The following is a 25,688-nucleotide window of genomic DNA, read 5'->3' as shown; positions in this document are numbered from 1 at the left end:
CAGCCATAATCTGGTCCTCCTGAAAACGGGATAAGCATATCCCTGTGGGTGGACCACTTCAGTGGGGGCATCCCAACGTTATCCCGGGCGGACCGCCACTGTGATACCCAGCCGGCGGCTGATCCGAGCAAGCGAAGCCCGGGCCTGCTTACGAGCTTTTTTTTCGGCGGCATGAAACCGAACATGCCGACCTTTCGTTTAGTCGTGGTGCTGTGAGTTTAAAACAAGGCTTCAACAGAAGGTGTATCGTATAGTGTCGCAACAGTTGTTGGTAAAAAGAAACGAAGTCAGACAATACGCGTATCCAGATGAATCCAGCGATTCAGTTACAGAAGCCGAGAAGCGGATTGAGATCCACAGAACGGTCGGTCGGGTCTTTGAAGGCATCGAAGCCCTTGGTGTGCTGACGATGCAGGATGCGGGCGCCGAGCAGGACGAAGGTATCAGCCGCGTTACGTATCAATTCAATCAGCTCAGGTTATCTGGCTCTGACGCCTCAGCACCGAAATTTGCAGCCTGCTTTTACTGCCGCTCTGATGTTGACCGGGCTCTCATCACGAATGAGCTCCGTCTGGGACTTTGGGCACCCCCTTCGTTTCAGTCAAACTGGATCGTGGTTGCCAGCAAGATTGTGGTTAACCAGTTTCAACTCGCAGGGATGAAAGTGCGATGGGATGGTTCAAAATATATGAGGCCAGTCGTTCATCTGGCATAGTGAACTGACCGGCAATGGTTCAGAAGCTTTGACAGTGTCATACTATGCGAACAGCCCTCTTCGACTGGCCGTTTTGCCCGAGTGGCCTTGGCCCATCTGGTGGCAGGGTTCATGAAGATTGGACGGCAGACCCCGGCCGGGTTGGGCCGGAGCTTCGCCGCATAACTGGGCCTGATGTTGTGCAACCCACAAAGCACCACGTAAGCTCCCGTTGCTCAGCTGATCCAAACAGGCAAAGCAAGTGCTCTGCCCCCTGGAAACTGGACCGTCTTAAGCTGGAGTTTTCGGCTAGTTTTCCCTGGCTGGGAGAGGAGCTGAAGACGATGAAGGCATCGAAGTTCACGGAAGCGCAGAAGGCGTTCATTCTGAAGCAGGGCGAGGAAGGCACGCCTGTTGCCGAGATCTGCCGCAAGGCGGGGATCAGCCAGGCCACATACTTCAACTGGAAGAAGCGTTATGGCGGGTTGCTTCCCGATGAGATGCGGCGGTTGAAGGCGCTTGAGGACGAGAATGCACGGCTGATGAAGATCGTGGCGGACCTGACGCTCGACCGCGAGATGCTGCAGGACGTCATCCGCCGAAAGCTCTGAGGCCTGTCCGGACGCGCAAGCTTGTTGACGGGCTTCTGGTTGACTGGGGTGTCTCGATCCGACGGGCCTGCCAGGCGCTGCGGTTCGACACTTCGAGCTACCATTACAAATCCCGTCGCACCGGGCAGGCCGGCCTCGAACTGCGGATCCGCGAGATCTGCGAAACGCGTGTGCGCTATGGCTACCGGCGCATCCATGTGCTGCTGCGGCGGGAGGGCTGGCAGGTGAACATCAAGAAGACACGCAGGATTTACAATGAGTTGGGCCTGCAGCTGCGCAACAGGCATCCGAAGCGCCGGGTGAAGGCGAGGCTGCGCGAGGACCGACAGGAGGCCTCCGGACCGAACGAGGTCTGGGCGATGGATTTTGTCCATGACCAGCTCGCCCTGGGCAAGAAACTGCGGATCCTGACCATCGTGGATATCCATTCGCGTTATTGCCCGGCGACGGATCCCCGATTTGCTTACCGGGGCGAGGATGTGGTTCAGACGCTCGAACGGGTCTGTCGGCAGATCGGCTACCCGCAGACGATCAGGGTCGATAACGGCAGCGAGTTTATCTCCCGCGACCTGGATCTGTGGGCCTATGCCAATGGTGTCACATTGGACTTCTCCCGACCGGGGAAACCCACCGACAATGGCTTCATTGAGGCGTTCAACAGCAAGCTGCGGGCGGAGTGCCTGAACGCCCACTGGTTCATGGACCTTGCGGATGCGCGCGAAAAGTTGGAGGCTTGGCGCAGAGACTACAACGAGGTCAGGCCTCACAGTGCGATCGGTTACAACGTGCCGATCAACCTGCATATTCCCGGTGGCGCAGCCAGCCCGCCTCCGTGATCAGAGCCGCGAAACTCCAGATCGCGGCGGTCCTAACCAAGGGAGCAGAGCACACTGAGCCGGGGTCTCACTCACGCTGGATAAAACCTGGGGGCAAGGGGCATGGCGTAACTGCCACGGCATATGGGTAGAGGGCCGGCCTCATCCGTCAGAAGCCACGCAGCTCATATCGACCGGGGCGGCTGCAGGTTTCAACAAATGCCTTCAAAGACGGGTTTTCCGGGACTTCCCAGGGAAGGGCGACCAATCGATCGCTTGCTCAAAGCAGGGCAGGGACCGATCACACTTCAGACAGGCTGGCTGCCGGAAAGGCCACGAAAGAGGTCAGGCCTCAGCCAGACGGCGATACCCTTTGGCCTGTTGCCCCATTCAGTCCTGCCACAGAACATCACGGCTGATCGCTTCCAGCGAGTTGCAACCTGTCAGTGCCATTGCCACTTCAAGCTCGGCCCGCAAAATGGTGACCATATGCGCGACCCCGCTTGCGCCGCCGGTCGCAAGCGCGTGGATCTGCGGGCGCCCCACCATCACCGCCGCTGCCCCGAGCGCCAGCGCTTTCAGAATATCGGTGCCGCGCCGGATGCCGCCATCGCAGATCAGCGGCACCCGCCCCGCTGTGGCTTCGGCAATCCGGGGCAGGATCTCGGCAGAGGCGGGGAGGCCGTCCAGCGCCCGTCCGCCATGGTTCGAGACGATGATCCCGTCGATGCCTGCTGCCATGGCGCGGATCGCATCCGAAGGTCTCGTGATCCCCTTCAGCAGGATCGGCAGGCGCGTTGCCGCCCGGATCCAGGCCAGGTCTTCCCATCGCGGCTGTGCCTCCAGCAGCCCCAGAAACGCGGCGCTGCGCCCGGGCATTGCGGTGACCTGGGGCGGCGCCATGCCGATAGTGTTGACCGGCCCGATCCCGTTGGGCAGGCGAAATCCGATCCTCTCTTCGGTATTGCGCAGCTTGACCGGCGCATCGACCGTCAGCACCAGCGCGCGCGCGCCCGCCCTTTCGGCGCGCCGGATCAGGCTTTCGCTATCCTCGCGCCGGGCCTGGGCATAAAGCTGGAACCACCAGGGCCCCTGCGCCACCGAACCGAAATCCTCGATCCGCGTCGAAGCCAGCGTCGACAGGGTCATAACCGCACCGGTCGCGGCCGCTCCTAGTGCGGTTTCGATTTCCCCTTCCGGATGGGCAAGATGGTGATAAGCCACCGGCGCCAGAAGCACGGGATGATCCAGCGCCAGGCCAAAAAGCGACAGGCCGGTCGAGGCCCCGCGCATATCCGCAAGCACTCCTCCCGCCAGCCGGATCCTGTCCCAGCCTGCTAAATTGGCCGCATGGGTCACGCCGTCGCCCGCGCCCCCGTCCAGCCAGGCCGAGACCATCGCCGGCAGTCGCTCTTGTGCAAGCCTCGCATAATCGCACAGGGCGACGACATCAGGCGGGATCGCGAAATCCTGGCGCAAGGGTCAGACCTCGGCCCATTGGCGGATCATATTGTGGTAATGTGCAGTCAATGCGGTCACCGCCGGATCATCATCAGGCAAGAGCGACCGGATCCGCATGATCGCCTGATCCAGATCGTAAAGCATATGACGCTGCCAGTCATCGCGCAGCATGGATTGTGCCCAGAAGAACGAGGCCCAGCGGGAGCCGCGCGTGACCGGCGTCACCGCATGCAGCGAGGTCGCCGGATAGATCACCGCAGCCCCCGCAGGCAGTTTGACTTTATGGGTGCCGTAGGTGTCATGCACGACAAGTTCGCCGCCGTCATAGTCTTCGGGCGGGGTCAGGAAGACCGTGGTCGAGACATCGGTCCTGATGCGCTGGCCAGATCCGGGTACAACCCGGATCGACCCATCGACATGCGCGCCAAAGGTCATGCCGGGATCATAGCGGTTGAACATCGGCGGCAGCACATGCAACGGCAAAACCGCCGAAGAATAGACCGGGTTGCGACCAAGCGCACGCGCCACGATCTGCGACAATTCGCGGCCAACGGGGCTGTCTTGCGGGACTTGCAGGTTCTGCTTGACCTGCGCTGCCTGATCGCCCGCAGTCACCCGCCCGTCGACCCAGTCGGTCCCTTCAAGCACCTGACGGATATAGGCCAGTTCTTCTTTGGTCAGCAGATCGGGAATGGTGACAAGCATCGGCGGCTCCGTCTGGTTTCTGGCAAGGATAGCGTGCGACCCGGACCTGGGTAAGCCCGGATCGGGCGGGCCGGTCAGGAAGGCGGGCGGCAGATGGGCCGCCTTCAGATGTGGAAAAGGGGCGACATGGCGCCGCCCCTTTCCAGGATCAGGTGAGCCAGGGGCTGAGGCCCGGCTCAGAACCGGTAATCGATCTTGGCGGTGACCGAACGACCCGGCGCGCGGTTCGCGAAAATCCCTACATGCGACGCGTCATAGAGGCGCTCGTCCAGAAGGTTGTTGATATTGACCTGCAGCACGGTGGCCTCGGTCAGCTCATAAGCGACCATTGCGTCAAAGCGCCATTGTGACGGCAGGATCGCCGTGTTCGCCGCATCAAGCCAGCGCTTGTCGGTAAAGGTCGCGCCACCGCCCAGGGTCAGCTTGTCATTGACCGCATAGGTCGACCACAGGCTGAAGCTGTTCTTGGCATTGAACTGCATCTGCTTGCCGTCATTGGCGCCGGTGGTGCCGCCGCCTTTGATCACTTCCGCATCGGTATAGGCATAGCCGAGCGAGACGCCCCACTGATCATTGATCTGACCCGCAACGCCGAGCTCAATGCCTTGCGCGCGGCTTTCGCCGGCCAGAGCAACACCAACGCCGGTAATCGGGTCGGTCACACGGGCGTTTTTCTTTTCGGTGCGGAACAGGGCGGCCGAGACCAGCAGGCGGTTGTCAAACAGCTCCCATTTGGTGCCCAGCTCGTAGCTCTTGCTCTTTTCCGGGTCGAGATTGACGTTGGCTGCGGTCAGAGTACAGGCGCCCGCCCCGTCCGCGCCCCCTGCCATACCTGCGCATTCGCCAGACGGGTTCGACGAGGTGCCGATGGCGAAATAGACCGTGCCATTCTCGGCTGGTTTATAGACCAGCGCCGCCGAGTAGTTCAGCATATTGTCTTTGCGCGACCGGCTGGCATCCGCGACTTCATATTTGTCGTAACGCAGCCCCAGATCTAGCGACCATTGCGGGTCGAAATGGATGGTATCAAAGACATAAAGCGCTTTGGTCGTGGTCTCGATCGGGGTGCCCCAGCCGGTCCAGGCGATGGAGCCGGTCACCGGATCATAGGGGTTGGGATTGGTGATCGGGGTTGTCCCCACCGAAGGCGAGCCGGTCGAGGTTGCCGAAGCGATCTTTTCTTTCGAATATTCAAAGCCGATTGCATAATCATGCTTCAGCGAACCGGTCTCAAAAGAGCCATTCAACCCGGTCTGGAAGGCCAGGGCGCGGTTTTTACGACCACCCGAACGCAGATCGCGTACCACCTGATCGGTGGTTCCGCTCATGGTCGGGCGGGTCATCAGGTAATGCTGCTCGGACCCGATCCAGGCCAGGGTGGTATCCCATTTCAGGGTCTCGCTGAATTCATGTTCAAATTTCAGCACCGCACTCTGGTTCGTCACATCGCGGAAGTCTCGATGCGCCGAGCCGAAGAACGCGCTGTCCGGCATCACTTCGATCGGGCGGCCCGGGTTGGCGGTTGAGATCGCCGGCCCGCCGTTGCGGGTCCGCCAGCCTGCGGTCTCCATCGGCACGCCGAGATCGGGGGTGCCATGCGCCTCGTCATGCGAGAGGCTCAGCGAGACCTTGCTGGCACCAAAGCCCTTGGCAAAGGCCAGCGCGATACCTTTCCGGTCATCCTTCAGCACATCGCGTCCCGGCACGCCCGAATCCTGCGCCATCAGGTTAAGACGCAGCGCCATATCCTGACCGAGGTCGAAATTGCCGTCATAGCTCAGGCGCTTATGCTTGCCATTGCCGACAGTGACAGAGGCAGTGTTAAAGCTTTCGCCCAGGTGCGCCTGTTTGGTGACGAGATTGACCGACCCGCCGGTCGCGCCGCGGCCCGAATAGGCGCCGCCGGGGCCCTTGACGACCTCGACCGATTCCACATTGAAGGATTCACTCGAGGTCCGGCCCAGATTGCGCACGCCGTCGATCATCATATCGGTGGCGGCCTGGTAGCCACGGATGAAGAAACGGTCGCCCATCGGCGTGCCGCCTTCGCCCGAGCCGAGTGTCACGCCCGGGGTGGTGCGCAGAACTTCGAGCACCGAGGTGGCATTGCGCTCTTCCATCTGGCGCTGCGTGATGACGGTGATCGTCTTCGGCGTATCGACGATTGGCTGGGTGAATTTTTCAGAAGAACCTTCGGTGACGCGATAGTCGGTCGCGGCCTCGCCCTGCGCGCCGCCCGAATGCAGCACGATGGTGCCCAGATGCTCTGAATCTGTGGTTTGCGCATGAGCGTCACCGGCGATGCTGGCCGAGATCGCAAGGACCGGCAACAGCCCAAGTGTCGGCAAAGGACGCAGGCCGTTTCCGGCGGTGGATTTCGAAGAATAGCTCATGGAGGCTCCCGTAATAAGAATCCGGGCCGAGGGCCGCGGGGGCGAACATGTGGGGGAGCTGGCTTGAAATTCTGGCTTGCTCTATGGTTTCAGCACTGCCGCAGAAGACGATTTACGACAATTTTACCTGGTTGCCCTTCCAACACCTGACTATTTCCGTCAACACTTTGTGACACATGGCACAACAGCAAGTTCCGCATGGCGTGATTGCTGCATCATAATTGCAACAGATCTGGCGCATCCGCCGATTCTGCCGGCGATTGGTGCATTTACGCAAAAGCGCGCAAAGAATTACACGCGACCTGATCCAGGTCGCACAGTGAACAGCGCAGCGCCGGCTGATATCTGCCCTGACGCCGCAGCGGTCTGTCCGGACGCCCCGCCCGGCAAGGGCAATCTACAATGCCGATGAGAAGCGCGTCACGGCGCGCCGGAACCGGGCTTTCAAAAGGCGGCAGCGCGCGCCCTGAAGCTCTGTTAATTAGAAAATTTGCCATATTAAATGGAGCCAGCCACGCAAGACGGATCTTAATCAGAAATGGCGGGGCGAGGCCCGCACGAGGCTTGACCCCGACCAGGGCAGACCGGATAGGTTAGGACGTGATAGCGAAAAACGCGCCGGAACAGCAAAGAGGGCAGGCAATTGTCAGGAAAGGGCAGCAATTCTGGCAGGCTGCGGCAGTATAATGAGCGTTTCCTGCTTCAGTCGCTGCGCCACCAGCGCGAAGCCTCCAAATCCGATCTTGCCCGTGTCGCGCATCTGACCCCTGCGGCGGTGGCCGATATTGTCGATGGGCTGGAGCAGGCGGGTTTCGTCAGGCAGGTTGGCAAACGGCTGGGCAAGCGCGGATCACCATCGATTCTCTATGCCGTGAATCCGACGCGGCTCTACAGTATCGGCATCAGGATCGGCCGTCGCGCAATGGAGGCGGTGATGCTGGATTTCGCCGGCGAGATCTGCGCCCGGATGGAGCAGGAATATGATTTCCCGGACCCGGCCCGGGTCCGGCGCGCGGGCAATGCCGCGATCGCGGATTTTCGCGCCCAGGCCGGCCGTGCGCCCGGGGCTGCGGTGGCGGGTCTTGGCATTGCCGCCCCCTATTTCCTTGGCGGGTGGAGTGAAGAACTGGGCTTCCCCGAAGATCTGGGCAGGCGCTGGCAGGCGCTGGATCTGACGAGCTTCTTCGACAGCGGAGAGATGCCGGTTTTCGTAGAAAATGATGCGACAGCCGCCGCCCATGCCGAGCTTGTGCTCGGCAGCGGCACCCGGTTCCGCGATTTCATGCATATTTCGATTGATACCTTTATCGGCGGCGGCCTGGTGCTGGATGGCAAGGTTCATACCGGCCCGAATGGAAACAGCGCGGCGCTCGGGCCGCTGCCGGTCTCACCCTCAGGCCTGATCTCAGCGACAGCGTCGTCTGCGCGATATACGAGCCTGCTGCACCGCGCCTCGATCTGCGTGCTGATGGATCATCTGCGCGCGCAGGGAATTCAGATCGCCCGCGTTCGTGCGCTTGAGCCGTTGCCCGAAGTGGCCCGCCAGCCAGTGCGGGACTGGACGCTGGATTGTTCGGGGGCGCTGGTCGAGGCGATCATCGCGATCACTTCGGTCATCGACCTCGAAGCAATCATCATTGACAGTATCCTGCCACGCAATCTGCATCTCGATCTTCTCGCGCAGGTGCAGGCGCGGTTCAATGAGGCTGCGGCCATCGGGATCATCGCACCCGAGCTGCTGGGGGGCAGCTTTGGTGCCCTGGCTTCGCCGGTGGGGGCAGCAACCCTGCCTGTTTCCGCCTTACTCGCGCCGGATTCCAGCGTGCTGATGCTGGGCGACCGGTCACATGCGCTGGCGGGGCGGCTGTCCTGAGCGCGGATCGCTGAGGCCGTTGCGACGCGGCGGGCTATCCGCAGAGACGACCTCGACCGCGCCCGCGAAATGATAGCCGATTGCACGTTCGGTCATGATCAACCGGGGATGCGCGGGGTCCGGTTCGATTTTGCGCCGGAGCCTCAGGATCAGAACGTCGATGGTGCGTTCATAAACTGCGTCATGTCCGCGCCGCGTCATGTCCAAAAGCTGGGCGCGCGAAAGAACCCGTCCATGTGCGGCCAGCAATGCCGCCAGAAGGTCGAATTCGCCGACTGTCAGATCGACAGCACTGCCCTTTTGATCGGTCAGTCTGCGTCGCAGCGTGTCGAGCACCCAACCGCCGAAGCGGAACCCTTCGCGCAGAGGCGCATCTGCCGGACCCGGCAGCGCAACACCTGTGCTGCGGCGCAATACGGCGCGTATCCGCGCTGCGAGTTCGCGCAGGCTGAAGGGTTTGACCAGATAATCATCCGCCCCGATCTCTAACCCTACCACCCGGTCGATCTCTGATCCACGCCCGGTCAGGATGATGATGGGGATCTGGTGCAAAGCCCGCACCCGCGCCGCCAGAGCCAGCCCGTCCTCGTCCGGCAGGCCGAGGTCAAGCAGGACGAGGACGGGCGGTTCATCTGCCAGCAGCAGTGCCAGGTCTCGTGCCCTGGGGCAGGGGCGGGGCAGATAGCCTTCCGCCTCGAGCAATTCACAAAGCAAAGCCGCCTGTGCCGGATCGTCCTCGACCACGGCGATGGTTTCTCTGCTGGTCTGAGACGCCGTCACAGAGGATCCATCCAGTAATTCTTCCGCTCGTCCAGCATCTCCCGGGTAAAAAGCTGCACAGGAACTGTGAGTTCGGGCTGCGGTACAGCCTCACCATGCCAGAGCGCCAGCGCCACATGAACCGCCTGAGCGGCCATCGCCTTTGGATATTGTGCAATACTGCCCACGAGGAGGCTGTCCTTCTCAGCCATGGCGCGCAGGCCCTCGGGCGAGGCATCTACCGAAACGATGAAGAACTCGTTCCGGCCCGCCTCGCGCGCAGCCTGCAGGACGCCCAGCGAAGTCGGGTCATTGAAGGAAAAGACAGCATCAATATGCGGCAGTCGCGGCAGCAGCTGTGACATATAGGTCAGACCGCCAAGGCGGCTTCCACCGGAATCGCCATATTCGGTCAGGATTGTGATGCCGGGATGCAGCGAAAGCGCTGCTTCACAGCCCGCATTGCGGTCAAAGACGGCGGAAACCGGCGGGCCGTAAAGCATCAGTACATTGCCCTGACCGCCCAGCCGTTCCGCGATATAGGCGCAGGCGATCCGCCCGGCCTCGACATTGTCCGAGGTGACAAAGGCGTCCGCCCCCTCGGCCTTCACATCGACCGCAACCACCGGAATCCCGGCCGCGCGCGCTTCGGCGATCACCCCGGAGAGCCCGGTCGTATTGACCGCATTGACGATCAGAAAATCGGCCCCCTCCGCCACAGCATCGCGGATCTGGCGTTGCTGGCGGTTCAGGTCATAGCCGCTGGAACGGACCACGACCTCTGTTCCCGGTGAGAGCTCCGAGATGCTTATCTCGATCTGGCGCGCCAGATGGGCGAAAAACGGATTGGAGAGATCGGCGATGATCACCTCTGCCAGGCGGGGCGTTTCCGGTGCCTCTGCCATCAGAGGGGGCGCAGTTGCCATCATGCTCAGCCACACAAAGGCGAGCCGTGGCCGCAATCGGATGATAACGCGGCAAACCGGCTTCATGCGCATCCTCCCCTGATCGGAGGCTACAGAAAAATGCGGCGGTTGCAAGCTTCGGAAGGAAGAAGCCTGAACCGCCGCCGCTGATATCAGAGGATCCGGGAAGGGAGCGCGCCCGCAGAGCCCCGTCAGCTTGCCTTAATTGGTGACGGCGGGGTCGGTGGCCCAGCCGACATAATCGCCGATATTTTCACGGGTCACGAGCTTTGAATCCATCAGCTCGACCGGCTCGGCCAGGGATTCGCCATTCAGCACCTTCGCGCCCAGATCCACCGCGCGGCGCGCCATGTCATAGGGATTTTGCGAGGCAGAGGCCTCGATCATCACCGCGGCATCGTCTTTCAGCGCGACTTCGATATCGGGCGCGCCATCGACGGCGGTGATGATGATGCCATTGCGGCCCTGCTGGCGGGCGGCCAGATCCGTGCCGATCGCCTGCGGGTCATTGATTGCAAAGACCGCGTCGATTTTGTCAAAGCGGGTCAGATGGCCCTGCATGACATTCATACCGCCCTCGCGCGAGCCTTTGGCATCCTGATCATCCGAGAGAACAGTGATGCCCGGAGCCGCCTCAAACGCTGTTTTGCACCCCTTGACCCGGTCCGTCACGGCCGAGACCTGGGGGCCGTTCTGGATGATGACATTGCCCTCGCCCTTCAGCTTGTCAACGATATACTGGCAGGCGATTTCACCCGCCTGCACGTTGTTCGTCGTCACCACCGCATCGGCGCCTTCTGCAAAGGTATCCACTGCCACCACGACAATGCCCGCATCCTGCGCGCGCTTGATCGCCGGGCCGATCGCCACAGGATCGGCGGGGTTCAGAAGGATCAGGTTGACCCCGGCCGAGATGAAATTGTCGATCTGGCTGAATTGTTTGGCGATATCGTAATCATAGCCGAATGCCAGCACTTCGACATCGGGATTGATGGTTTTTGCCTCGGCCTCGGCGCCTCTTGCGAGCGCGACGAAGAACGGATTTCCCATCGAGCCCAGCGAGATGCCGATCCGCTCCAGCTTCTTGCCTGCCGGTTGCTCTTCGGCCAGCGCCGGTCCGGCCAGCAGCGCCAGAACGGCGGCTCCGGCCATCATATTTTGCTTGAACATTAACTCTCTCCTCCCGGGCCTGAACACCATGGCCGGAGGCGGCAGACCCGCCCGCGCATCCGGCCTTCTGTTTCCCGGCCTCAGGTCCGGGCAGAATCCTTCTGGCGCAAGCGGTCCAGCGCGACAGCGCCGATGATCACCAGCCCTTTGATGACATATTGCCAGATGTCAGAGACCCCGATCAGTACGAGGCCATTCGACAGAACTGCTATGATCAGCGCGCCGATCAGCGTGCCCCAGATCGAGCCGATACCGCCGACGAAAGAAGTGCCCCCGAGGATCACCGCCGCGATGGCGTCAAGCTCATAGGCCTGGCCCAGTTGCAGCCCGTTCGCAGCGTAAAGCCGGGTCGAAAGCATCACCCCGCCCAGACCCGCGCAGAGACCCGAGATGCCGTAAACGATCAGATAGATCCGTGGCACCTTGATCCCCGACAGCCGCGCCGCAGCCTCATTGCCACCGACGGAATAAATATGCGTGCCCAGCACGGTGCGTTTCAGCACGAACCAGGAGGCCACGATGACCAGCAGCGCAATGACGGCAAGCCAGGGCAGCGAGAAGACACCCGGAATGATCGGGATCGCGCCATTGCCGATAAAGGCAAAGGGGATATTGGAATTGAATATCGTAGTGTCATTGCCCATCAGCCGCGCGATGCCACGCACAGCCGTCATGGCACCGAGCGTCACGATAAACGGCGGGAGTTTCAGCGAGGAAATCAGCAGGCCGTTCAGCATCCCGAAGCCAAGCCCGGTGCCAAGCGCTGCAAAGACCCACAGATAGCTGAGCCCGGGCATATTCGAGACGATCAGCCCGGCCATCGCCGCCGCCGCCAGTACCGAGCCGACCGAGAGGTCGATCCCCGCCGTCAGGATGACAAAGGTCATCCCCGCCGCAAGCACGATGTTCACCGAAGCCTGCTGGAACACCACCGAGACATTCTGGCCGGTGAAAAAACGTCCATCCGACAAAAGATGAAATCCGATCGCCACCACGATGAGCACCGGCAACATGCCAAGCGTCGCGATCATCGCCTTCAGACGCCGTTGCCGCTCGGCTGCGCTGAAGCCGATTGTTGTATCCGTTGAGCTCATAGCCTGTTCCTCCTCCCGTCCCTGAAATCCTGACGCTGCCGGACAAAATGGCCCGGCAGCGTGCAGGCAACACCAATCACTCGTGATGTAACGCCAGGCGCAAAATGGCGCCCGGATCCGGTCTCAGGCGGCGCTTGAAAGCCCGACCCCTGAGGCGAATGCCATGATATTCTCCTGTGTCGGGGCGATGCCCGTCGCGCCGCCGACCTCGCCACTGATCCGGCCTTCATGCATGACCAGAATGCGGTCCGAGACGCCGATCACCTCGGGCAGCTCGGACGAGATCACAAGGATCGCCACCCCCTCCTGGGCGAGCGCGTCAATGATCCTGTAGATTTCGGATTTCGCCCCGATATCGACGCCGCGCGTCGGCTCATCAAGGATCAGCACCCTGGGCCGGATCTGCAGCCAGCGCGACAAAAGCACCTTTTGCTGATTTCCGCCCGACAGGCCCCCGACCGGGAAACTCGCATTCGGGACGCGGACCGAGAGGTTGCGGATCGATTCATCCGCTCTTTCGCGGGCGCGGGCGCGGTTCAGCACCATGCCCCAGCTGGCATCATTGCGCAGCACGCCGGTATTGATGTTCTCTTCGCAGGACATGTCGAGAAAGAGGCCATCTCCGCGCCTGTCCTCGGTCAGATAGGCGACGCGCGCAGCGATGGCGTCCTGGGGCGTCTGGGGTGCAAAGGGCTTGCCGTCCAGCCACATCTCGCCGGATTTGCGGGGGCGGGCGCCAAAGATTGCCTGCGCCAGTTCGGACCGTCCGGACCCGACCAGCCCGGCAAGGCCGACGACTTCGCCTGCCTGCAGGTCAAAGGAACAGCCATGCACCCGGCGGCCGTCCGAAAGGCCCTGCACTTTCAGCACCGTTTCTGCAGGTCTTGCCGTCGTCTCGGCCTTGCCGCCGGTCTTGGTGTAAAGCGAGGAAAGCTCACGCCCGACCATCCGTTTCACGATGGCGTCCGGCGAGGCCTCGGCCCGGTCCAGCGTGCCGGCATAGGTGCCGTCGCGCAGGATCGAGACCCGGTCTGCCAGCTCGTAAACCTCGTTCATGCGATGCGAGATATAGACGATGGCCAGCCCTTCCGAGCGCAGCTGGCGGATCATGGAAAACAAGCCTTCGGTCTCGCGTTCCGACAGCGCCGTTGTCGGCTCGTCCATGATCAGGATGCGGCTGTCGGCATGGAGCGCGCGAGCGATCTCGACCAGCTGCTGATTGGCGACGTTCAGATAGCGCACTGTACTGGAGGGAGAGAAACCGGCGCCAAGCCGTTTGAGGACCGGTGCGACTGAGGCCTCCATCTCCGCACGGCGCAGTACCCCGCCATGGGACAGCTCGCGCCCGAGAAAGATGTTTTCCGCGACTGTCAGATTAGGGGAAAGTGCCAGTTCCTGATAGATGATCGAGATCCCGGCCGCTCTCGCGCTGATCGGACCGGTGATGTTCACCGGCTTCCCCTCAATCAGAATCTCAGCCCCCGCATCAGGCCGGTAGGCGCCAGAGAGGATCTTCATCAGCGTGGACTTGCCAGCCCCGTTCTCTCCCATCAGCGCATGAACTTCGCCCGGATAAAGCGAGAGCTGCACATTCGACAGCGCCTTAACGCTGCCAAAGGTCTTCGAGACGTTCCTCATTTCCAGAATGGGTTGCATCTTTGTCTCCTCTCTCGCCGCAGGGCGGCACTCCCTGAGCAGAGGAAAGCGATTCTATGTGAATGGATGATCTGCGAATTGAGGCATGCTTGTTCATCGTCCATTAACAATTGGACCCTGAAGAAACGGAAAAGGCCCGCCGGAGGGCGGGCCGTCAGGGTGTTTCAGCGGCAGAGCTCAGCTCCGCAGGATGAAGTCGAACGCCCCGCTCTGGTCGCGGACCAGCGCGACATTGAGCATATCATTGTCATCGACATGTTGCGCGACCTCTGCCTCGGAACAACCGAGATCCGTCCAGCGCTGAGTCAGCCGCCGCCGCAATTCCTCCTCCGGCACATCGATATATGCGATCAGATCGAAGAGGGGCCGCAGCTGTGCCCAGGGGCCGGTCTCAAGCGCCAGATAGTTTCCTTCGACCACCACATGTTTCACATCCGGTGGCAGATGGCCGGCGGCACCGCGCACCAGGTCAAGGCGGCGGTCAAAGACCGGGGTGACCACCTCTTCGCCGGTTCTGATCCTGTGCAGCATCGCGGCAAGGCCGGAAATGTCAAAGGTCTCCGGCGCGCCCTTGCGATGGCGCAGGCCAAGCTGATCCAGGAGGATGTTGTCATAATGATAGCCATCGGCCTGCAGGATATCGGCATTCCTCAGCCGTTCCGCGAGGCGACGCGCCATGGTGGATTTGCCGGCACCCGGTGGGCCGGCCAGTGCGATCAGAAAACGGGTCTTCCCGGCAGAACGGGTGTCAACAAGCTGGGCCAGGGCATCAAGACTATGATCAGACAACACTTTTCCCCATTTTTACCCGATCGCGGGTGCAAATCTCAAGTCCGGCCCGCGTCACGGGGTGATCTGCCACCCCCGCAGCCGCCCCGTCCAGGGTTGCAGCGGTAACGTGGTTCACCAGCCGGGCCGGGACCGCCTGGTTATTGGTCGTAAAGCCATAATTATCATAGAGCCGGGGGACGTCAGCGATCGGCTGCAACCCGTCGCGCCCGCTGTCATCCACGCGCCCGAAAAAGAGCGGGATATGGCTGGCCCCGGCTTTCGCGGTATCGGCAAGGAATAGCATGGCACCTCCTCAAAAGACCAATTTATTAATTCTGCTATATTAAATAAAGAATCAAGCCGAAACCAGAGCGAAGAATGAAGCCCGTCGAATGGTGCCGTCATAAAGGATATAGCCTGGTCGTCTCTATACTTTCTTATTGAATTTATTTTAAAATATTTAATTCTTACCCTCTTTCTGTCGATCAAGAGCGGTGCGGAGAATGACTTTGCGACGCACATCCTGTCTGTGAAAGCTGACCGTCACCATGCAGACCGATGAAAGAATCGATATATATCAGGGCGGCGCCTCAGGCCGCTGCACCATCCCCCGGGGGATGCAGGGATGAGCTGACTGCACGGGCCAGCTCGCTTTTCCGGAAGGGTTTGCGCAGCACTGTGGCGCCTTCCGGCAAATGCAGCGCGCCCGTGCCCTCGACCTGCATATAGCCCGAGGCGAACAGCACCGGCAGTCCGGGCTGCAAGGTCTCGGCGTCGCGCGCCACATCAAAGCCCGTCAGACCCTCGGGCAGCAGCACATCGGTGAAGAGCAGATCAAACCGGCTCTGTGCAAGCGCTTCCCGGGCCGCACGGGCGTCCGGGACCTCGCGGACCTGGTAGCCAAGGGAGAGCAGAATATCGGCGACCGTCTCGCGCACCAGAGGATCATCTTCAACCAGCAGTATATGCTGACCCTGGCCAGGTTCTGGCACCTCAGCCAGCGCGCCCGACGTGGCAGCGGGCGACAGATCCACGGGCAGCGGCAGCCGGATCCTGACCCTGGTGCCTGCGCCCGGAGCACTTTCGACCGAGATTTCGCCGCCGGACTGGGCAATGAAACCATAGACCATGCTCAGCCCAAGGCCCGAGCCGCGCCCATTGCTTTTGGTGGTGAAAAACGGCTCATAGATCCGCGCCAGCACCTCTTGCGACATGCCTATGCCCTGATCGGCGACCATCAAAGACAGCGCGCCCTTATGCAGCGCGGCGCTGAGGGTCACGGTGCCGCCCTCGGGCAAAGCATCGCGGGCGTTGAACAAAAGGTTCAGCACCGCACTTTCCAATTGCCCCGGATCCACCACAATGGCGGGCAGGTCCGGGGCGATCTCTGCCCGGATCTCGACCGTGGGTGCGAGCCGATATCCCAGAAGTTCCAGAAGGTTGAACATCAGCTCATCCACTCTGGTCAGGACCGGCCGCAAGGCCTGCTGGCGCGAGAAAGCGAGCAGCCGTTCGGTCACGGATGCCGCGCGTTCCGTCGCATCCAGCGCTCGCAGAATGCGTTGTGACAATTCGGGGTCGTCAAAGAGCCGATCCTGCAACATCTGGAGATTGCCGCTGATTGCCGCAAGGAAGTTGTTGAAATCATGGGCGATGCCACCTGTCAGCTGTCCCACGGCCTCCATCCGCTGCGCCTGGTGCAGCTGGCGTTCGATGCGGCGGCGGTCGGTCTGATCCATATAAACGGTGACAAAGCCGCCCTCGGGCATCGGCTGGCTGCGGATCTCGATCACGCGTCCGTCCGGGTGATGCATCTCATATGAGGCCATGGTGCTGCTGCGCGTATTCGCGGTTTCCAGATGCGTTACCTGGCCACCATGGAGCCCGTGCAGCGTCACATCCGCGGCGCGCAGCTGATCGGCGATGGCGCCAAATGCAATGCCATGGCGGATGCTGTCGGCGGCAAGGCCGGTCATCGTCAGAAAACGCGGGTTCCACGAGATCAGGCGTTGCTCGCGGTCAAAGACCGAAATGCCATCGCTCATATTGGTGAAGGTCGCATCGACGAGACGATTGCCCTCGATCACCTGTTCAGCCAGTCGCTCGCGCTCGAAACTGGCATCCTTAAAGACGCTGGCGGCACGGGCGAGGCTGCCGAGTTCGTCACTGCGCTGCAGGCCGGGGATGCCGGCGCTGCGGTCGCCTGCGGCCAGCCGCGACATCGCCCGGGTGACGGCATCAAGGTTCCGTGCCAGATCCGTAAGGACGTAAAGCGCCGTGAGGGCTGCTGCAGCCAGGGCGATCACCCCCAGAATTGTGATATTGCGCTTGGTTCGTTCCAGCGTCGCGCTCAGCGCCTCGCTTTGCACCTCGGCAGCGGCTGAGGTTGTCGCGATGATCCCGGCCACTTCGGCGCCCATATCTGCAGATAAGGTATGGATCGAGGCCAGCAGAAAGCGGACCCGCTGCTGCGATTGCAATTCGTTGCGGCGCAGATCGAAAAGGCTGTTCTGCTGGTCCAGAAAGCGGGGTACCCACGCTGCGCGCGCCGGCAGTTCGGCCGAAGTCAGGCCGGCCCGTACCGCCTGGAACCGCGCTTCCAGCTGATCGAGCTGCCAGCTGCCATCGGCAATCCTTGCAACAAGGATAATCTCGACTGCCTCAGAGAACAGCTGCCTCGGACTGGTCCAGATTGCTGCAGCCAGAGCCTCCTGTGCCTCGCTATGGCGTTCAAATCCATAGTGAAGCTCGACCATTTCCGCCCGCAATTCCAGGGTCTTGCGGCTGGCCTCCAGCAATTGCCTGATAGCCTGCGACAGCCCGCTGGCAAGATCGCGCACCCGCTGCCCGGTCTCTCCGGCGAAAGATGCGCTGTCGGGCAGATCCGCCACCAGCTGACCAAGATCGCGGATCATCCCATCGATCCGCACCGTTTCGGCCTCGAGCTGATTCATCACCTCGACAGAGCTGACAAAAGGGGCAAGTGCCGCCAGGGCCGTGCTTTGCTGCGCGAGCCTTGTCGCCGAGAGGATATCCGGAAGCCGCTCTTCACTGAGCGAGGCCAGCGCGCTGCCGGTCCGGTTGAGCCCGCTTATGGCCAGAATGCCGGAGCCCAGCATCAGCGTCAGCATCACGGCAATTGCAATCAGAAGCTTGGCCCTGACCGTGCGTGGCAGCGCGATTGCCGTCATTGGCCCCTCCGTATTGCCTGCCTGATGCTCCTGGAGCATGCGCCTGTACCGTTCAGGATGTCAAAGTTGCTCTTGAACCACTGGCTGTCTGATCCGACGGTTTGATGGTCCGATCCTTTCTTTTGAATGGAGGGATGACCCACTCATCGACAAAGCCGACAGGAAGACGGCCAGGGAGTTCCTGCAACACATACTTGAGGCTGTGAGCGTCCCAAATCCGTGGCCGCCTCATTACGCTGACTTCTTGGCCCAAAAGCCGTCGCTCCGAATGTCCGCAGGTCAATCGTCGCCCGTTTCCCTGATGCGCATAGGCAGACGGCGTGTGAAAACCCATCCGAGCAACGCAGCCGCGCTGAATGCCGCCCCCAGTGTCGAAACCCCGGCCCAGCCGGCTTGCGCGTAGACCGTAGTCGCCCCGATGGCTCCGATAGCGCTGCCGAGAGAGTAGAAAGCCATATATCCGCCGACGAGCCGGCTGCGCGCCTGCGGGTGCCGGTCGAAAATGATGCTTTGATTGGTGACATGGACGGCCTGTACGGCGAGGTCCAGCAGCACGACACCAATCAACAGGGCGGGAATTGAAATCGGCAGCAATGCGATCAGCCCCCATGACACCAGCAGGAGCGTGAGCGAGAGACCTGTCGTCCATTGACCGAGACCGCGATCCGCAAGCCTGCCCGCGCCCGTTGCAGCGATAGCCCCCGCCATGCCGGCCAGTCCGAAAAGGCCGATCTGGGTGTGGGAATAGCCGAATGGGGCAGCGCTGAGCGGCAGCACCAGCGCGGTCCAGAAGGTGCTGAACGCTGCGAAGATCAGCAAGGCGAGAATGCCGCGCACCAGAAGTACGCGATCCGTCAGGAACAGAAGGGGGATGGAGCGCAAAGCCGCTGCGTAGCTGTCAGGGCTTTCGGGCGGCAGATTGCGCGGGAGGATACGCCAAAGCAGCCCGGCCATCGCCAGTGTGAGGCCCGCCGAGGTCAGATACACCGCCCGCCAACCGGCGAGGTCGGCGAGCATACCGGCGAAGAAGCGCGCGCCAAGGATGCCGATCACCACACCGCTCGTTACCATTCCCACAGCCTTGCCACGCTCGACGGGTGTGGCGAGCGTCGCCGCGAAGGACACCAGCACCTGAACCATTACGGCGAACAGTCCGACCGCAGCCATACCGGCAAAGAGGATCGCTTCGGTCTTTGCGGTGCCGACGGCGATCAGCGCGACAACGGACAGAAAGCCCTGTCCGACGACCAGCTTTCGGCGGTCAACCAGGTCGCCCATCGGTACGATGAAGATCAGGCCCAGCCCGTAACCCAACTGCGTCAGTGTTACCACAAGGCCGATGGCGGCCGGCGCAATCCCGAAATCCTGAGCCATCGACTCAAGCAAGGGTTGCGCGAAATAGATGTTGGCGACGCTGAGACCGGCGGCGATGGCGAAGACCAGGGTGATGATCCTCGACAAACTGCCATCCTTCCCGTGAAGAGTGCTGCTTTCGTGCTGCATGGTGATCCTGCTTGTAATTCAATTCTGGTCTCAATTCAGAACTACTTGCACAGGCTACAGTCTAGTTCTATTTTAGAACCAGATTCGCGGTGGTGGAGGTCGGCTGCAATGGTGAAACGGGTCAGCCTTTGGAATTCCGGTTGTCCGGTGGCGCGGTCTCTCGATGTGATCGGCGACTGGTGGTCGCTGCTCATCATCCGCGACGCCTTCCACGGTGTAAGGCGTTTCAGCGAGTTTCAGACCGGCCTCGGCATTGCCAGGGGCGTGCTGGCAACGCGGCTGCGCGACCTGACAGAACGTGGCATCCTGGAAACGGCGCCAGCCTCTGACGGCACGGCCTATCGGGAATATGTCCTGACGGAGACAGGGCGCGGCCTGTTTCTGGTGATTGTTGCGCTCCGCCAATGGGGTGAAGATCATCTTTACCACCCGGGCGAAGCACGATCTTCACTGGTGGATATCGAAACCGGCGCTCCGGTCACTCGCCTGCAGCTGCATGCGGAAAATGGGCGGGCTGTCGGATGGAAAGAGACGCGGGTGCAGTAAGCCAGCCTCGGCCACGTCACCACGCGCTCCTGCTGCGGTCGTATGACGGCCTGATCATCCGGGCCGGGAAGTCCCGGCCCTCCGCCATCGACGCCAGACCTGCCCGGCACCCCGGCTATGCCGTGTCATGGCGCTGCCGAAACTCCTCACCGCCTGAGCCGGAAAGCGCCTGCCTCCTCGCACACCGGGTCGTATCAAAGTCTGCGCAAAGGAAACCGTTCCGTTCAGCAGAGTTGTTCAGCGGCCTGTTAAGCCAGTGGCTGAATCTGCGGATAGTTCAGATAGTAACAGAGCAAAGCGCTGATCCTGCCAGCGTTTCGAAATGTCGCGCTTCCAGATACCGCCTTCGCGCCTCATTCCGCTCCCCCATGCTGGCTGCGCCTGTGGCGGGTATCAGGACGGAGGATGCGCGTGGCATCCCGCTGCGCCAACGCCGGCGCTCTTTGCGCTATGCCCCTTCCCCAGGTCTGCCGCTCTGCGACTGGCGTCGTGTCGGGCAGGGGACCTGGATTATTCGCTTTGTTATACAGACGGTTGTGCCTCTTTCATCCGATTGATAGGCGGCGCCTATCGAAACTGCATCATTGATCGATTTGTCATTGCTGCGCCTGCATCCTAAAGGGGTCCGGAATTCTGCAAGGAGCTGACCATGGCCATTATCAACAGCAAGATCCTCCCCTTCAAAGCACAGGCTTTCCGGCAGGGCAAATTCATCGAGGTGACCGAATCGGATGCTGTCGGCCAATGGTCGGTGTTTTTCTTCTACCCGGCCGATTTCACCTTCGTCTGCCCGACCGAGCTGGGGGATGTCGCCGATCACTATGCTGAATTGCAAAGCCGTGGTGTCGAAGTGTTCTCGGTCTCGACCGATACGCATTTCACCCATAAGGCCTGGCATGACAGCTCGGACACCATCGGCAAGATCCGCTACACCATGATCGGCGATCCGACCCATCAGCTGAGCCGCAATTTCGGCGTGCTGCGCGAAGCTGAAGGCCTCGCAGACCGCGCCACCTTCATCGTTGATCCCGATGGCGTGATCCAGGCCTTTGAAATCACCGCAGAAGGCATTGGCCGCGATGCCGGGGACCTGCTGCGCAAAATCAAGGCCGCGCAATATGTCCGCGCCCATCCGGGTGAGGTCTGCCCGGCCAAATGGCAGGAAGGTGATGACACTCTTGCCCCTTCGCTGGATCTCGTTGGCAAGATCTGAGGCGCTTACCGCTGATCCTGCCTCCCCCGGGGGTGTCCCCTCGCCCCCGGGACCTTCTGCTGACCCTGCCTGAAAGATTGATGCCATGCTCGACGCCGCTATGAAAACCCAGCTGAAGGGCTATCTGGAGCGCCTTGTGCGCCCGGTCGAGGTCACCACTTTCGCGGGCGATGACGCAAAATCGAGGGATATGCTGGCGCTGATCGCCGATATTCGCGGCTTGTCAGAAAAGATCACTGTTACCGAAGGCAAAGATGCGGCGCGGGTGCCGTCTTTCGCATTGTCGTCACCCGGCCAGGACATCAGCCTGACCTTTGCGGGCCTGCCGATGGGACATGAATTCACCTCGCTGGTGCTGGCGCTTTTGCAGACCGGAGGCTATCCGGCAAAGGTCGAACAGGCGATCCAGGATCAGATCCGGGCGCTGAAAGGCCGGTTCCAGTTTGAGACCTATTTCTCGCTCTCCTGCCAGAACTGCCCCGATGTGGTGCAGGCGCTGAACCTGATGGCGGTGCTGAACCCCGGGATCGAGCATGTCGCCATCGATGGCGCGCTCTTCCAGGGCGAGGTGGATGCACGGCAGGTAATGTCGGTGCCCACGATCTTTCTTAATGGCGAATTGTTCGGCGCGGGCCGGATGGATGCCGAACAGATCCTGGCAAAGATTGATACCGGTGCTGCGAGCCGCGCGGCAGAGAGCATCTCGGCCCAGGGACCTTATGAGGTGCTGGTGGTCGGCGGCGGCCCGGCAGGTGCGGCGGCGGCGATCTATGCCGCGCGCAAGGGGATCCGCACCGGGGTTGTGGCAGAACGCTTTGGCGGCCAGGTGCTCGACACGATGTCGATCGAGAACCTGATTTCGGTCCCTCATACCGAAGGACCGCAGCTGGCGCGCGCCCTGGAAACCCATGTCCGTGAATATGAGGTCGATATTTTCAACAGCCAGGTGGCGACCGGGCTGGAAGAGGTCGCGGGGGGCTTTCATGTTACCCTGGCCTCGGGCGCTGCGCTGAGCGCGACTTCGGTGATCCTGTCGACGGGGGCGCGCTGGCGCAAAATGGGCGTGCCGGGCGAAGAGCACTATCTGGCCCGGGGCGTCACCTTCTGCCCGCATTGTGATGGGCCTTTGTTTAAAGGCAAGCGGGTCGCGGTGATTGGCGGCGGCAATTCCGGCGCCGAGGCGGCGATTGATCTCGCGGGTCTTGTGACCCATGTGACGCTGATCGAATTCGACAAGGCCCTGCGCGCCGATGACGTGTTGCAGCGCAAGCTGCGCAGCCTGAAAAACGTCACCATCCTGACCGAGACCCGCACCACCGAGGTCAAAGGCGATGGCGCCCGGGTCACGGGTCTTGCCTGTGAAGACCGCCGGAGCGGCGAGATCCGTGAGATCGCGCTGGAGGGGATCTTTGTGCAGATCGGCCTGATGCCGAACACCGACTGGCTGAAATCCACGCTGACGCTCAGCCCGCGCGGCGAGATTGTGGTCGATACCCATGGCGCGACCTCGTTGCCCGGGGTCTTTGCTGCCGGCGACTGCACCACCGCGCCCTATAAGCAGATCGTTATCGCCATGGGCGAGGGCGCAAGGGCAGGGCTCGCGGCCTTTGACCACCTGATCCGTCTGCCGGTCGCCGAAAAGGCGGCCTGAACGGAGCGAATGGGATGAAGCTGCGCGATCTGGAATACCTGGTGGCCCTTGCGGATCACCGCAATTTCCATCGCGCGGCCGAGATCTGCCATGTCAGCCAGCCGACCCTTTCAGGCCAGATCCGCAAGCTCGAGGAAATGCTGGGATTTGATCTTTTTGAACGCGCGCCGCGCAATCTGCTGATCACCGATGCGGGGCGCGAAGTGCTTGCCCATGCCCGCCGCGCCCTGGCAGAAATCGGCCATATCCGGGATATTTCGGCCAGCCGCGCCAAAGGCGGGGCACAGCGGCTGCGGCTTGGCGTCTTTCCGACGCTTGGCCCGTATTTCCTGCCCTGTCTGGTTCCGGCTTTCGTCGCCCGTTTTCCCAGGACAGAACTGATCTTGCAGGAAGCCAAAAGCAGCCAGCTGATCCGGCAGCTGGTGGACGGCCAGCTTGACGCCGCTTTGCTGGCGCTGCCGGTGACCGAGCCCGGCCTCACCGGCCTGTCCCTGTTTTCAGAACCCTTCCGCCTTGCGGTGCCGGCGGCGCACCCTTTGGCCGGGCGCAAACGGATCTCGGCAGCGGAGATGTCGGGGCAGCGGCTCATGCTGCTTGAAAGTGGCCATTGTCTGCGCGATCAGGCGCTTGATCTGTGCCGCATCTCGGGCGCGGAAGAGGTCGACGATTTTCGCGGCACCAGCCTCGAGACACTGCGCCAGATGGTGATCGCCGGTATGGGGATGACCCTTTTGCCCAGGCTTGCCTGCACCAGCACCGATGGGCTCAGCTGCATCGCCATTGCCGATCCCGGATTTGTACGGCGGATCGGATTGTTCTGGCGCAAAAGCAACAGCCGCATCGAGGTGATGAATTCGCTTGGCGGCCTGATCGCTGATGCGGCGCGGGGGCAGGGGCTGCGTCTCGACGAAACAGCCTGAGCGCAATTGCCGCTCAGATGCTCGTACTGCAATATGATCGCGTGGTGGAACAGGGGGCCGGATAAATTCCGGAGAGAATTCCATGTCGATCAGGATCATCACCTATGACGCAACCCGGCACCTGGTGGCCTGGCAGGGCGTGGTCGAGGCGCTGCGCCAGGGACATCTGCACCCGCCCGCCGAAGTGCAGGATCTGATCCTTGGTGGCGATGGCAAAGCGCTTTTGAACCGCGCTGCGCGGATCCGGGGCCTGGGCTTTGCGGTCAAGGCCGAGACGGTGTTCGAGGCAAATGCTGCCACTGGTCTGCCGACGGTCCAGGGCATGGTTTTACTCTATGATGACAGCACCGGCGGCATTCGCGCGGTCATCGAAAGCCGGCTGGTCACCCGCTTCAAGACGGTCGCGGATTCACTTCTGGGGGCGCAGATGCTGGCGCGCGAGGACAGTCGCCATCTGGTGATCCTCGGCGCGGGTGAGGTTGCGGAAAGCCTCGCGCAGGGCTATGCCGCGACTTTTCCCGGGCTGACGCGGATCTCGATCTGGGCACGGCGGCATGATCAGGCACAGGCCCTGGCAGCGCGGTTGCGCGACAGCGCTGTACCCCCGCGCGCGGTCAGCGACCTGGCCGCGGCCCTGAGCGAGGCCGATATCGTCGCCAGCGCCACCCTGGCCCGCGCGCCCATCCTGCCGGGTCACCTGGTCCGGCCCGGCACCCATATCGACCTGATCGGCGCTTTTACCCCGGAAATGCGCGAGGCCGATGATGCGCTGATCGCGAAATCCCGCATCTATGTCGATAATTTCACCACCACCATTGACCGGATCGGCGAGCTGACAGACCCGATCCGCAATGGCGTGATCGCGCGTGCGGATGTGCTGGGAGACCTGTATTCCATGGTGCCCTCCGGACCACGCCATCGCGGCTCAGACACCGAAATCACGCTGTTCAAAAATGGCGGCGGCGCGCATCTTGACCTGATGGTCGCGGATTACATCGCCCGGATCACGGGCTAAGGCAGCATCCTGCGCAATCCGCCCGGAGGGCAAACCTCTGGGGCCAGCGCGAGCTCTGGTTGTCTCTTTGATAAACTTCGTCTTGCAAGGTGATTGTGTTGCTGGAGCTGGCCTCGGTGCTTCTCACCGGCAAGATGGCGGGTGACAGGGCGTTCTGCGCCGATGATCACTGCGCCTTTAACCGCAATGGCGAGGTTTTCAACAAGGGCGCGATCTTTGCCGGTGTGCCCTATGACCTTGCGCTTGAGGTGGAGCAGCACATCCGCCGTCTGGTGCCGCATATGGTGTCGATGGGACAAAACGATCTGTGCCGGATCCTGACCGAACAGGTCGTCCGCGCGGTAATCCCGGGGGCGAAAACACGCATCTGGTGCTCTTGAACAGTGCCGCCAGTGATTTGCCTGCCCTGCCAGCTGAGGCGATGGAGGCGCTGAGGGCGATCTGTCGGGCGCGGATCGCCCCCCTTGTCCATCAAGACCGGTAAGCCCCGGGCAGCAGATTTGCGGTTTCCCCGACCTTCAGTGAGATCACCGCCCGGGGCTGCGCGCGCCTGCCATATGCTCTGTGTCGGACTGGACGGCAGAATGCGGGTCAGATCTATGCGCTGCCCTTTCAGGGGTTGCCCGCCGCAATACGCCTGGCATCCGCCCGGTGTCAGCATCTGCAGCACCGTGACAACAGGCCGGATCGCGACCCTCTCATGCGAGTGGGGCTTCGCGGC

The 25,688-nt window shown here is 61.7% G+C and carries 21 protein-coding genes; 9 read left to right on the top strand and 12 right to left on the bottom strand.

The genetic code is table 11. The annotated features are described in order from the left end of the window. The first annotated feature begins 253 nt into the window (after positions 1 to 253). Both AC4FS3_RS26355 and AC4FS3_RS26350 read left to right on the top strand, forming a co-directional pair. A complete protein-coding gene (locus AC4FS3_RS26355; RefSeq protein WP_491022980.1) occupies positions 254 to 715 on the top strand; it encodes a DUF6891 domain-containing protein in 462 nt (153 codons plus the stop codon). A gap of 323 nt (positions 716 to 1,038) precedes the next feature. Beyond that, positions 1,039 to 2,141, top strand: a protein-coding gene (locus AC4FS3_RS26350) for an IS3 family transposase (RefSeq protein WP_491022982.1) whose coding sequence is annotated in 2 segments (ribosomal slippage) — positions 1,039 to 1,300 and positions 1,300 to 2,141 — 1,104 coding nt in all. Because the reading frame shifts where the segments join, the coding sequence is not laid out codon by codon here. A 369-nt stretch (positions 2,142 to 2,510) separates the two neighbouring features. Here AC4FS3_RS26350 and AC4FS3_RS26345 read toward each other — a convergent pair. The 3 genes from AC4FS3_RS26345 to AC4FS3_RS26335 form a co-directional block, all read right to left on the bottom strand. Beyond that, positions 2,511 to 3,599 carry an alpha-hydroxy acid oxidase gene (locus AC4FS3_RS26345; RefSeq protein ID WP_491022979.1) on the bottom strand — a complete coding sequence of 363 codons (1,089 nt, stop codon included), beginning with the start codon at positions 3,597 to 3,599 and terminating at the stop codon, positions 2,511 to 2,513. A 3-nt stretch (positions 3,600 to 3,602) separates the two neighbouring features. Then, positions 3,603 to 4,286, bottom strand: a complete 684-nt coding sequence (locus AC4FS3_RS26340) for a Fe2+-dependent dioxygenase (RefSeq protein ID WP_491022978.1) — start codon at positions 4,284 to 4,286, stop codon at positions 3,603 to 3,605. A 176-nt stretch (positions 4,287 to 4,462) separates the two neighbouring features. Then, positions 4,463 to 6,679 carry a TonB-dependent receptor gene (locus AC4FS3_RS26335; RefSeq protein ID WP_491022977.1) on the bottom strand — a complete coding sequence of 739 codons (2,217 nt, stop codon included), beginning with the start codon at positions 6,677 to 6,679 and terminating at the stop codon, positions 4,463 to 4,465. 643 nt (positions 6,680 to 7,322) lie between these two features. On the opposite strand from AC4FS3_RS26335, the gene AC4FS3_RS26330 reads away from it, so the two are divergent. Further along, positions 7,323 to 8,552, top strand: coding sequence for an ROK family transcriptional regulator (locus AC4FS3_RS26330; protein WP_491022976.1), 1,230 nt, complete (start codon positions 7,323 to 7,325; stop codon positions 8,550 to 8,552). On the opposite strand, the gene AC4FS3_RS26325 is transcribed toward AC4FS3_RS26330, so the two are convergent. From AC4FS3_RS26325 to AC4FS3_RS26285, 9 genes are all read right to left on the bottom strand, one after another. Continuing rightward, positions 8,523 to 9,332 carry a response regulator transcription factor gene (locus AC4FS3_RS26325; RefSeq protein ID WP_491022975.1) on the bottom strand — a complete coding sequence of 270 codons (810 nt, stop codon included), beginning with the start codon at positions 9,330 to 9,332 and terminating at the stop codon, positions 8,523 to 8,525. The genes AC4FS3_RS26330 and AC4FS3_RS26325 overlap by 30 nt on opposite strands. Next, positions 9,329 to 10,237, bottom strand: a complete 909-nt coding sequence (locus AC4FS3_RS26320; protein ID WP_491022974.1) for a substrate-binding domain-containing protein — start codon at positions 10,235 to 10,237, stop codon at positions 9,329 to 9,331. The genes AC4FS3_RS26325 and AC4FS3_RS26320 overlap by 4 nt, the downstream gene beginning before the upstream one ends. A 201-nt stretch (positions 10,238 to 10,438) precedes the next feature. Then, entirely contained in the window at positions 10,439 to 11,407 is a 969-nt protein-coding gene (locus AC4FS3_RS26315; protein ID WP_491022973.1) for an ABC transporter substrate-binding protein, read from the bottom strand. A gap of 80 nt (positions 11,408 to 11,487) precedes the next feature. After that, complete coding sequence (locus AC4FS3_RS26310) at positions 11,488 to 12,501, bottom strand: ABC transporter permease subunit (protein WP_491022972.1); 1,014 nt, start codon at positions 12,499 to 12,501, stop codon at positions 11,488 to 11,490. Positions 12,502 to 12,624: 123 nt separating this feature from the next. After that, positions 12,625 to 14,157, bottom strand: coding sequence for a sugar ABC transporter ATP-binding protein (locus AC4FS3_RS26305; RefSeq protein ID WP_491022971.1), 1,533 nt, complete (start codon positions 14,155 to 14,157; stop codon positions 12,625 to 12,627). A 177-nt stretch (positions 14,158 to 14,334) separates the two neighbouring features. Continuing rightward, the gene (locus tag AC4FS3_RS26300; RefSeq protein WP_491022970.1) at positions 14,335 to 14,946 is read right to left on the bottom strand and encodes an AAA family ATPase; all 612 of its coding nucleotides are present in this window, start codon (positions 14,944 to 14,946) and stop codon (positions 14,335 to 14,337) included. Next, entirely contained in the window at positions 14,939 to 15,232 is a 294-nt protein-coding gene (locus AC4FS3_RS26295; protein ID WP_491022969.1) for a beta/alpha barrel domain-containing protein, read from the bottom strand. The genes AC4FS3_RS26300 and AC4FS3_RS26295 overlap by 8 nt, the downstream gene beginning before the upstream one ends. Before the next feature lie 286 nt (positions 15,233 to 15,518). Beyond that, the gene (locus AC4FS3_RS26290; RefSeq protein ID WP_491022968.1) at positions 15,519 to 18,119 is read right to left on the bottom strand and encodes a PAS-domain containing protein; all 2,601 of its coding nucleotides are present in this window, start codon (positions 18,117 to 18,119) and stop codon (positions 15,519 to 15,521) included. Between the two features lie 279 nt (positions 18,120 to 18,398). Then, positions 18,399 to 19,580 carry an MFS transporter gene (locus AC4FS3_RS26285; RefSeq protein ID WP_491022967.1) on the bottom strand — a complete coding sequence of 394 codons (1,182 nt, stop codon included), beginning with the start codon at positions 19,578 to 19,580 and terminating at the stop codon, positions 18,399 to 18,401. Between the two features lie 150 nt (positions 19,581 to 19,730). Here AC4FS3_RS26285 and AC4FS3_RS26280 point away from each other — a divergent pair, with 150 nt between their 5' ends. From AC4FS3_RS26280 to AC4FS3_RS26255, 6 genes are all read left to right on the top strand, one after another. Continuing rightward, positions 19,731 to 20,168, top strand: coding sequence for a winged helix-turn-helix transcriptional regulator (locus AC4FS3_RS26280; protein ID WP_491022966.1), 438 nt, complete (start codon positions 19,731 to 19,733; stop codon positions 20,166 to 20,168). A gap of 649 nt (positions 20,169 to 20,817) precedes the next feature. Beyond that, positions 20,818 to 21,381, top strand: a complete 564-nt coding sequence (gene ahpC / locus AC4FS3_RS26275) for an alkyl hydroperoxide reductase subunit C (protein ID WP_198839177.1) — start codon at positions 20,818 to 20,820, stop codon at positions 21,379 to 21,381. 85 nt (positions 21,382 to 21,466) lie between these two features. Beyond that, the gene (gene ahpF, locus AC4FS3_RS26270) at positions 21,467 to 23,032 is read left to right on the top strand and encodes an alkyl hydroperoxide reductase subunit F (protein WP_491022965.1); all 1,566 of its coding nucleotides are present in this window, start codon (positions 21,467 to 21,469) and stop codon (positions 23,030 to 23,032) included. Positions 23,033 to 23,046: 14 nt separating this feature from the next. Further along, on the top strand, positions 23,047 to 23,952 hold the full coding sequence (locus AC4FS3_RS26265) for a LysR substrate-binding domain-containing protein (protein WP_491022964.1): 906 nt from the start codon (positions 23,047 to 23,049) through the stop codon (positions 23,950 to 23,952). 82 nt (positions 23,953 to 24,034) lie between these two features. Continuing rightward, positions 24,035 to 24,967: an ornithine cyclodeaminase family protein gene (locus AC4FS3_RS26260; protein ID WP_491022963.1), complete on the top strand. Its 933-nt coding sequence runs from the start codon at positions 24,035 to 24,037 to the stop codon at positions 24,965 to 24,967. Positions 24,968 to 25,065: 98 nt separating this feature from the next. Next, entirely contained in the window at positions 25,066 to 25,347 is a 282-nt protein-coding gene (locus AC4FS3_RS26255) for a hypothetical protein (protein WP_491022962.1), read from the top strand. The last annotated feature ends 341 nt before the right edge of the window (positions 25,348 to 25,688 follow it).

Source organism: Pseudogemmobacter sp. TB195, assembly GCF_058313095.1.
This window is presented reverse-complemented; position numbering and strand designations above follow the sequence as displayed.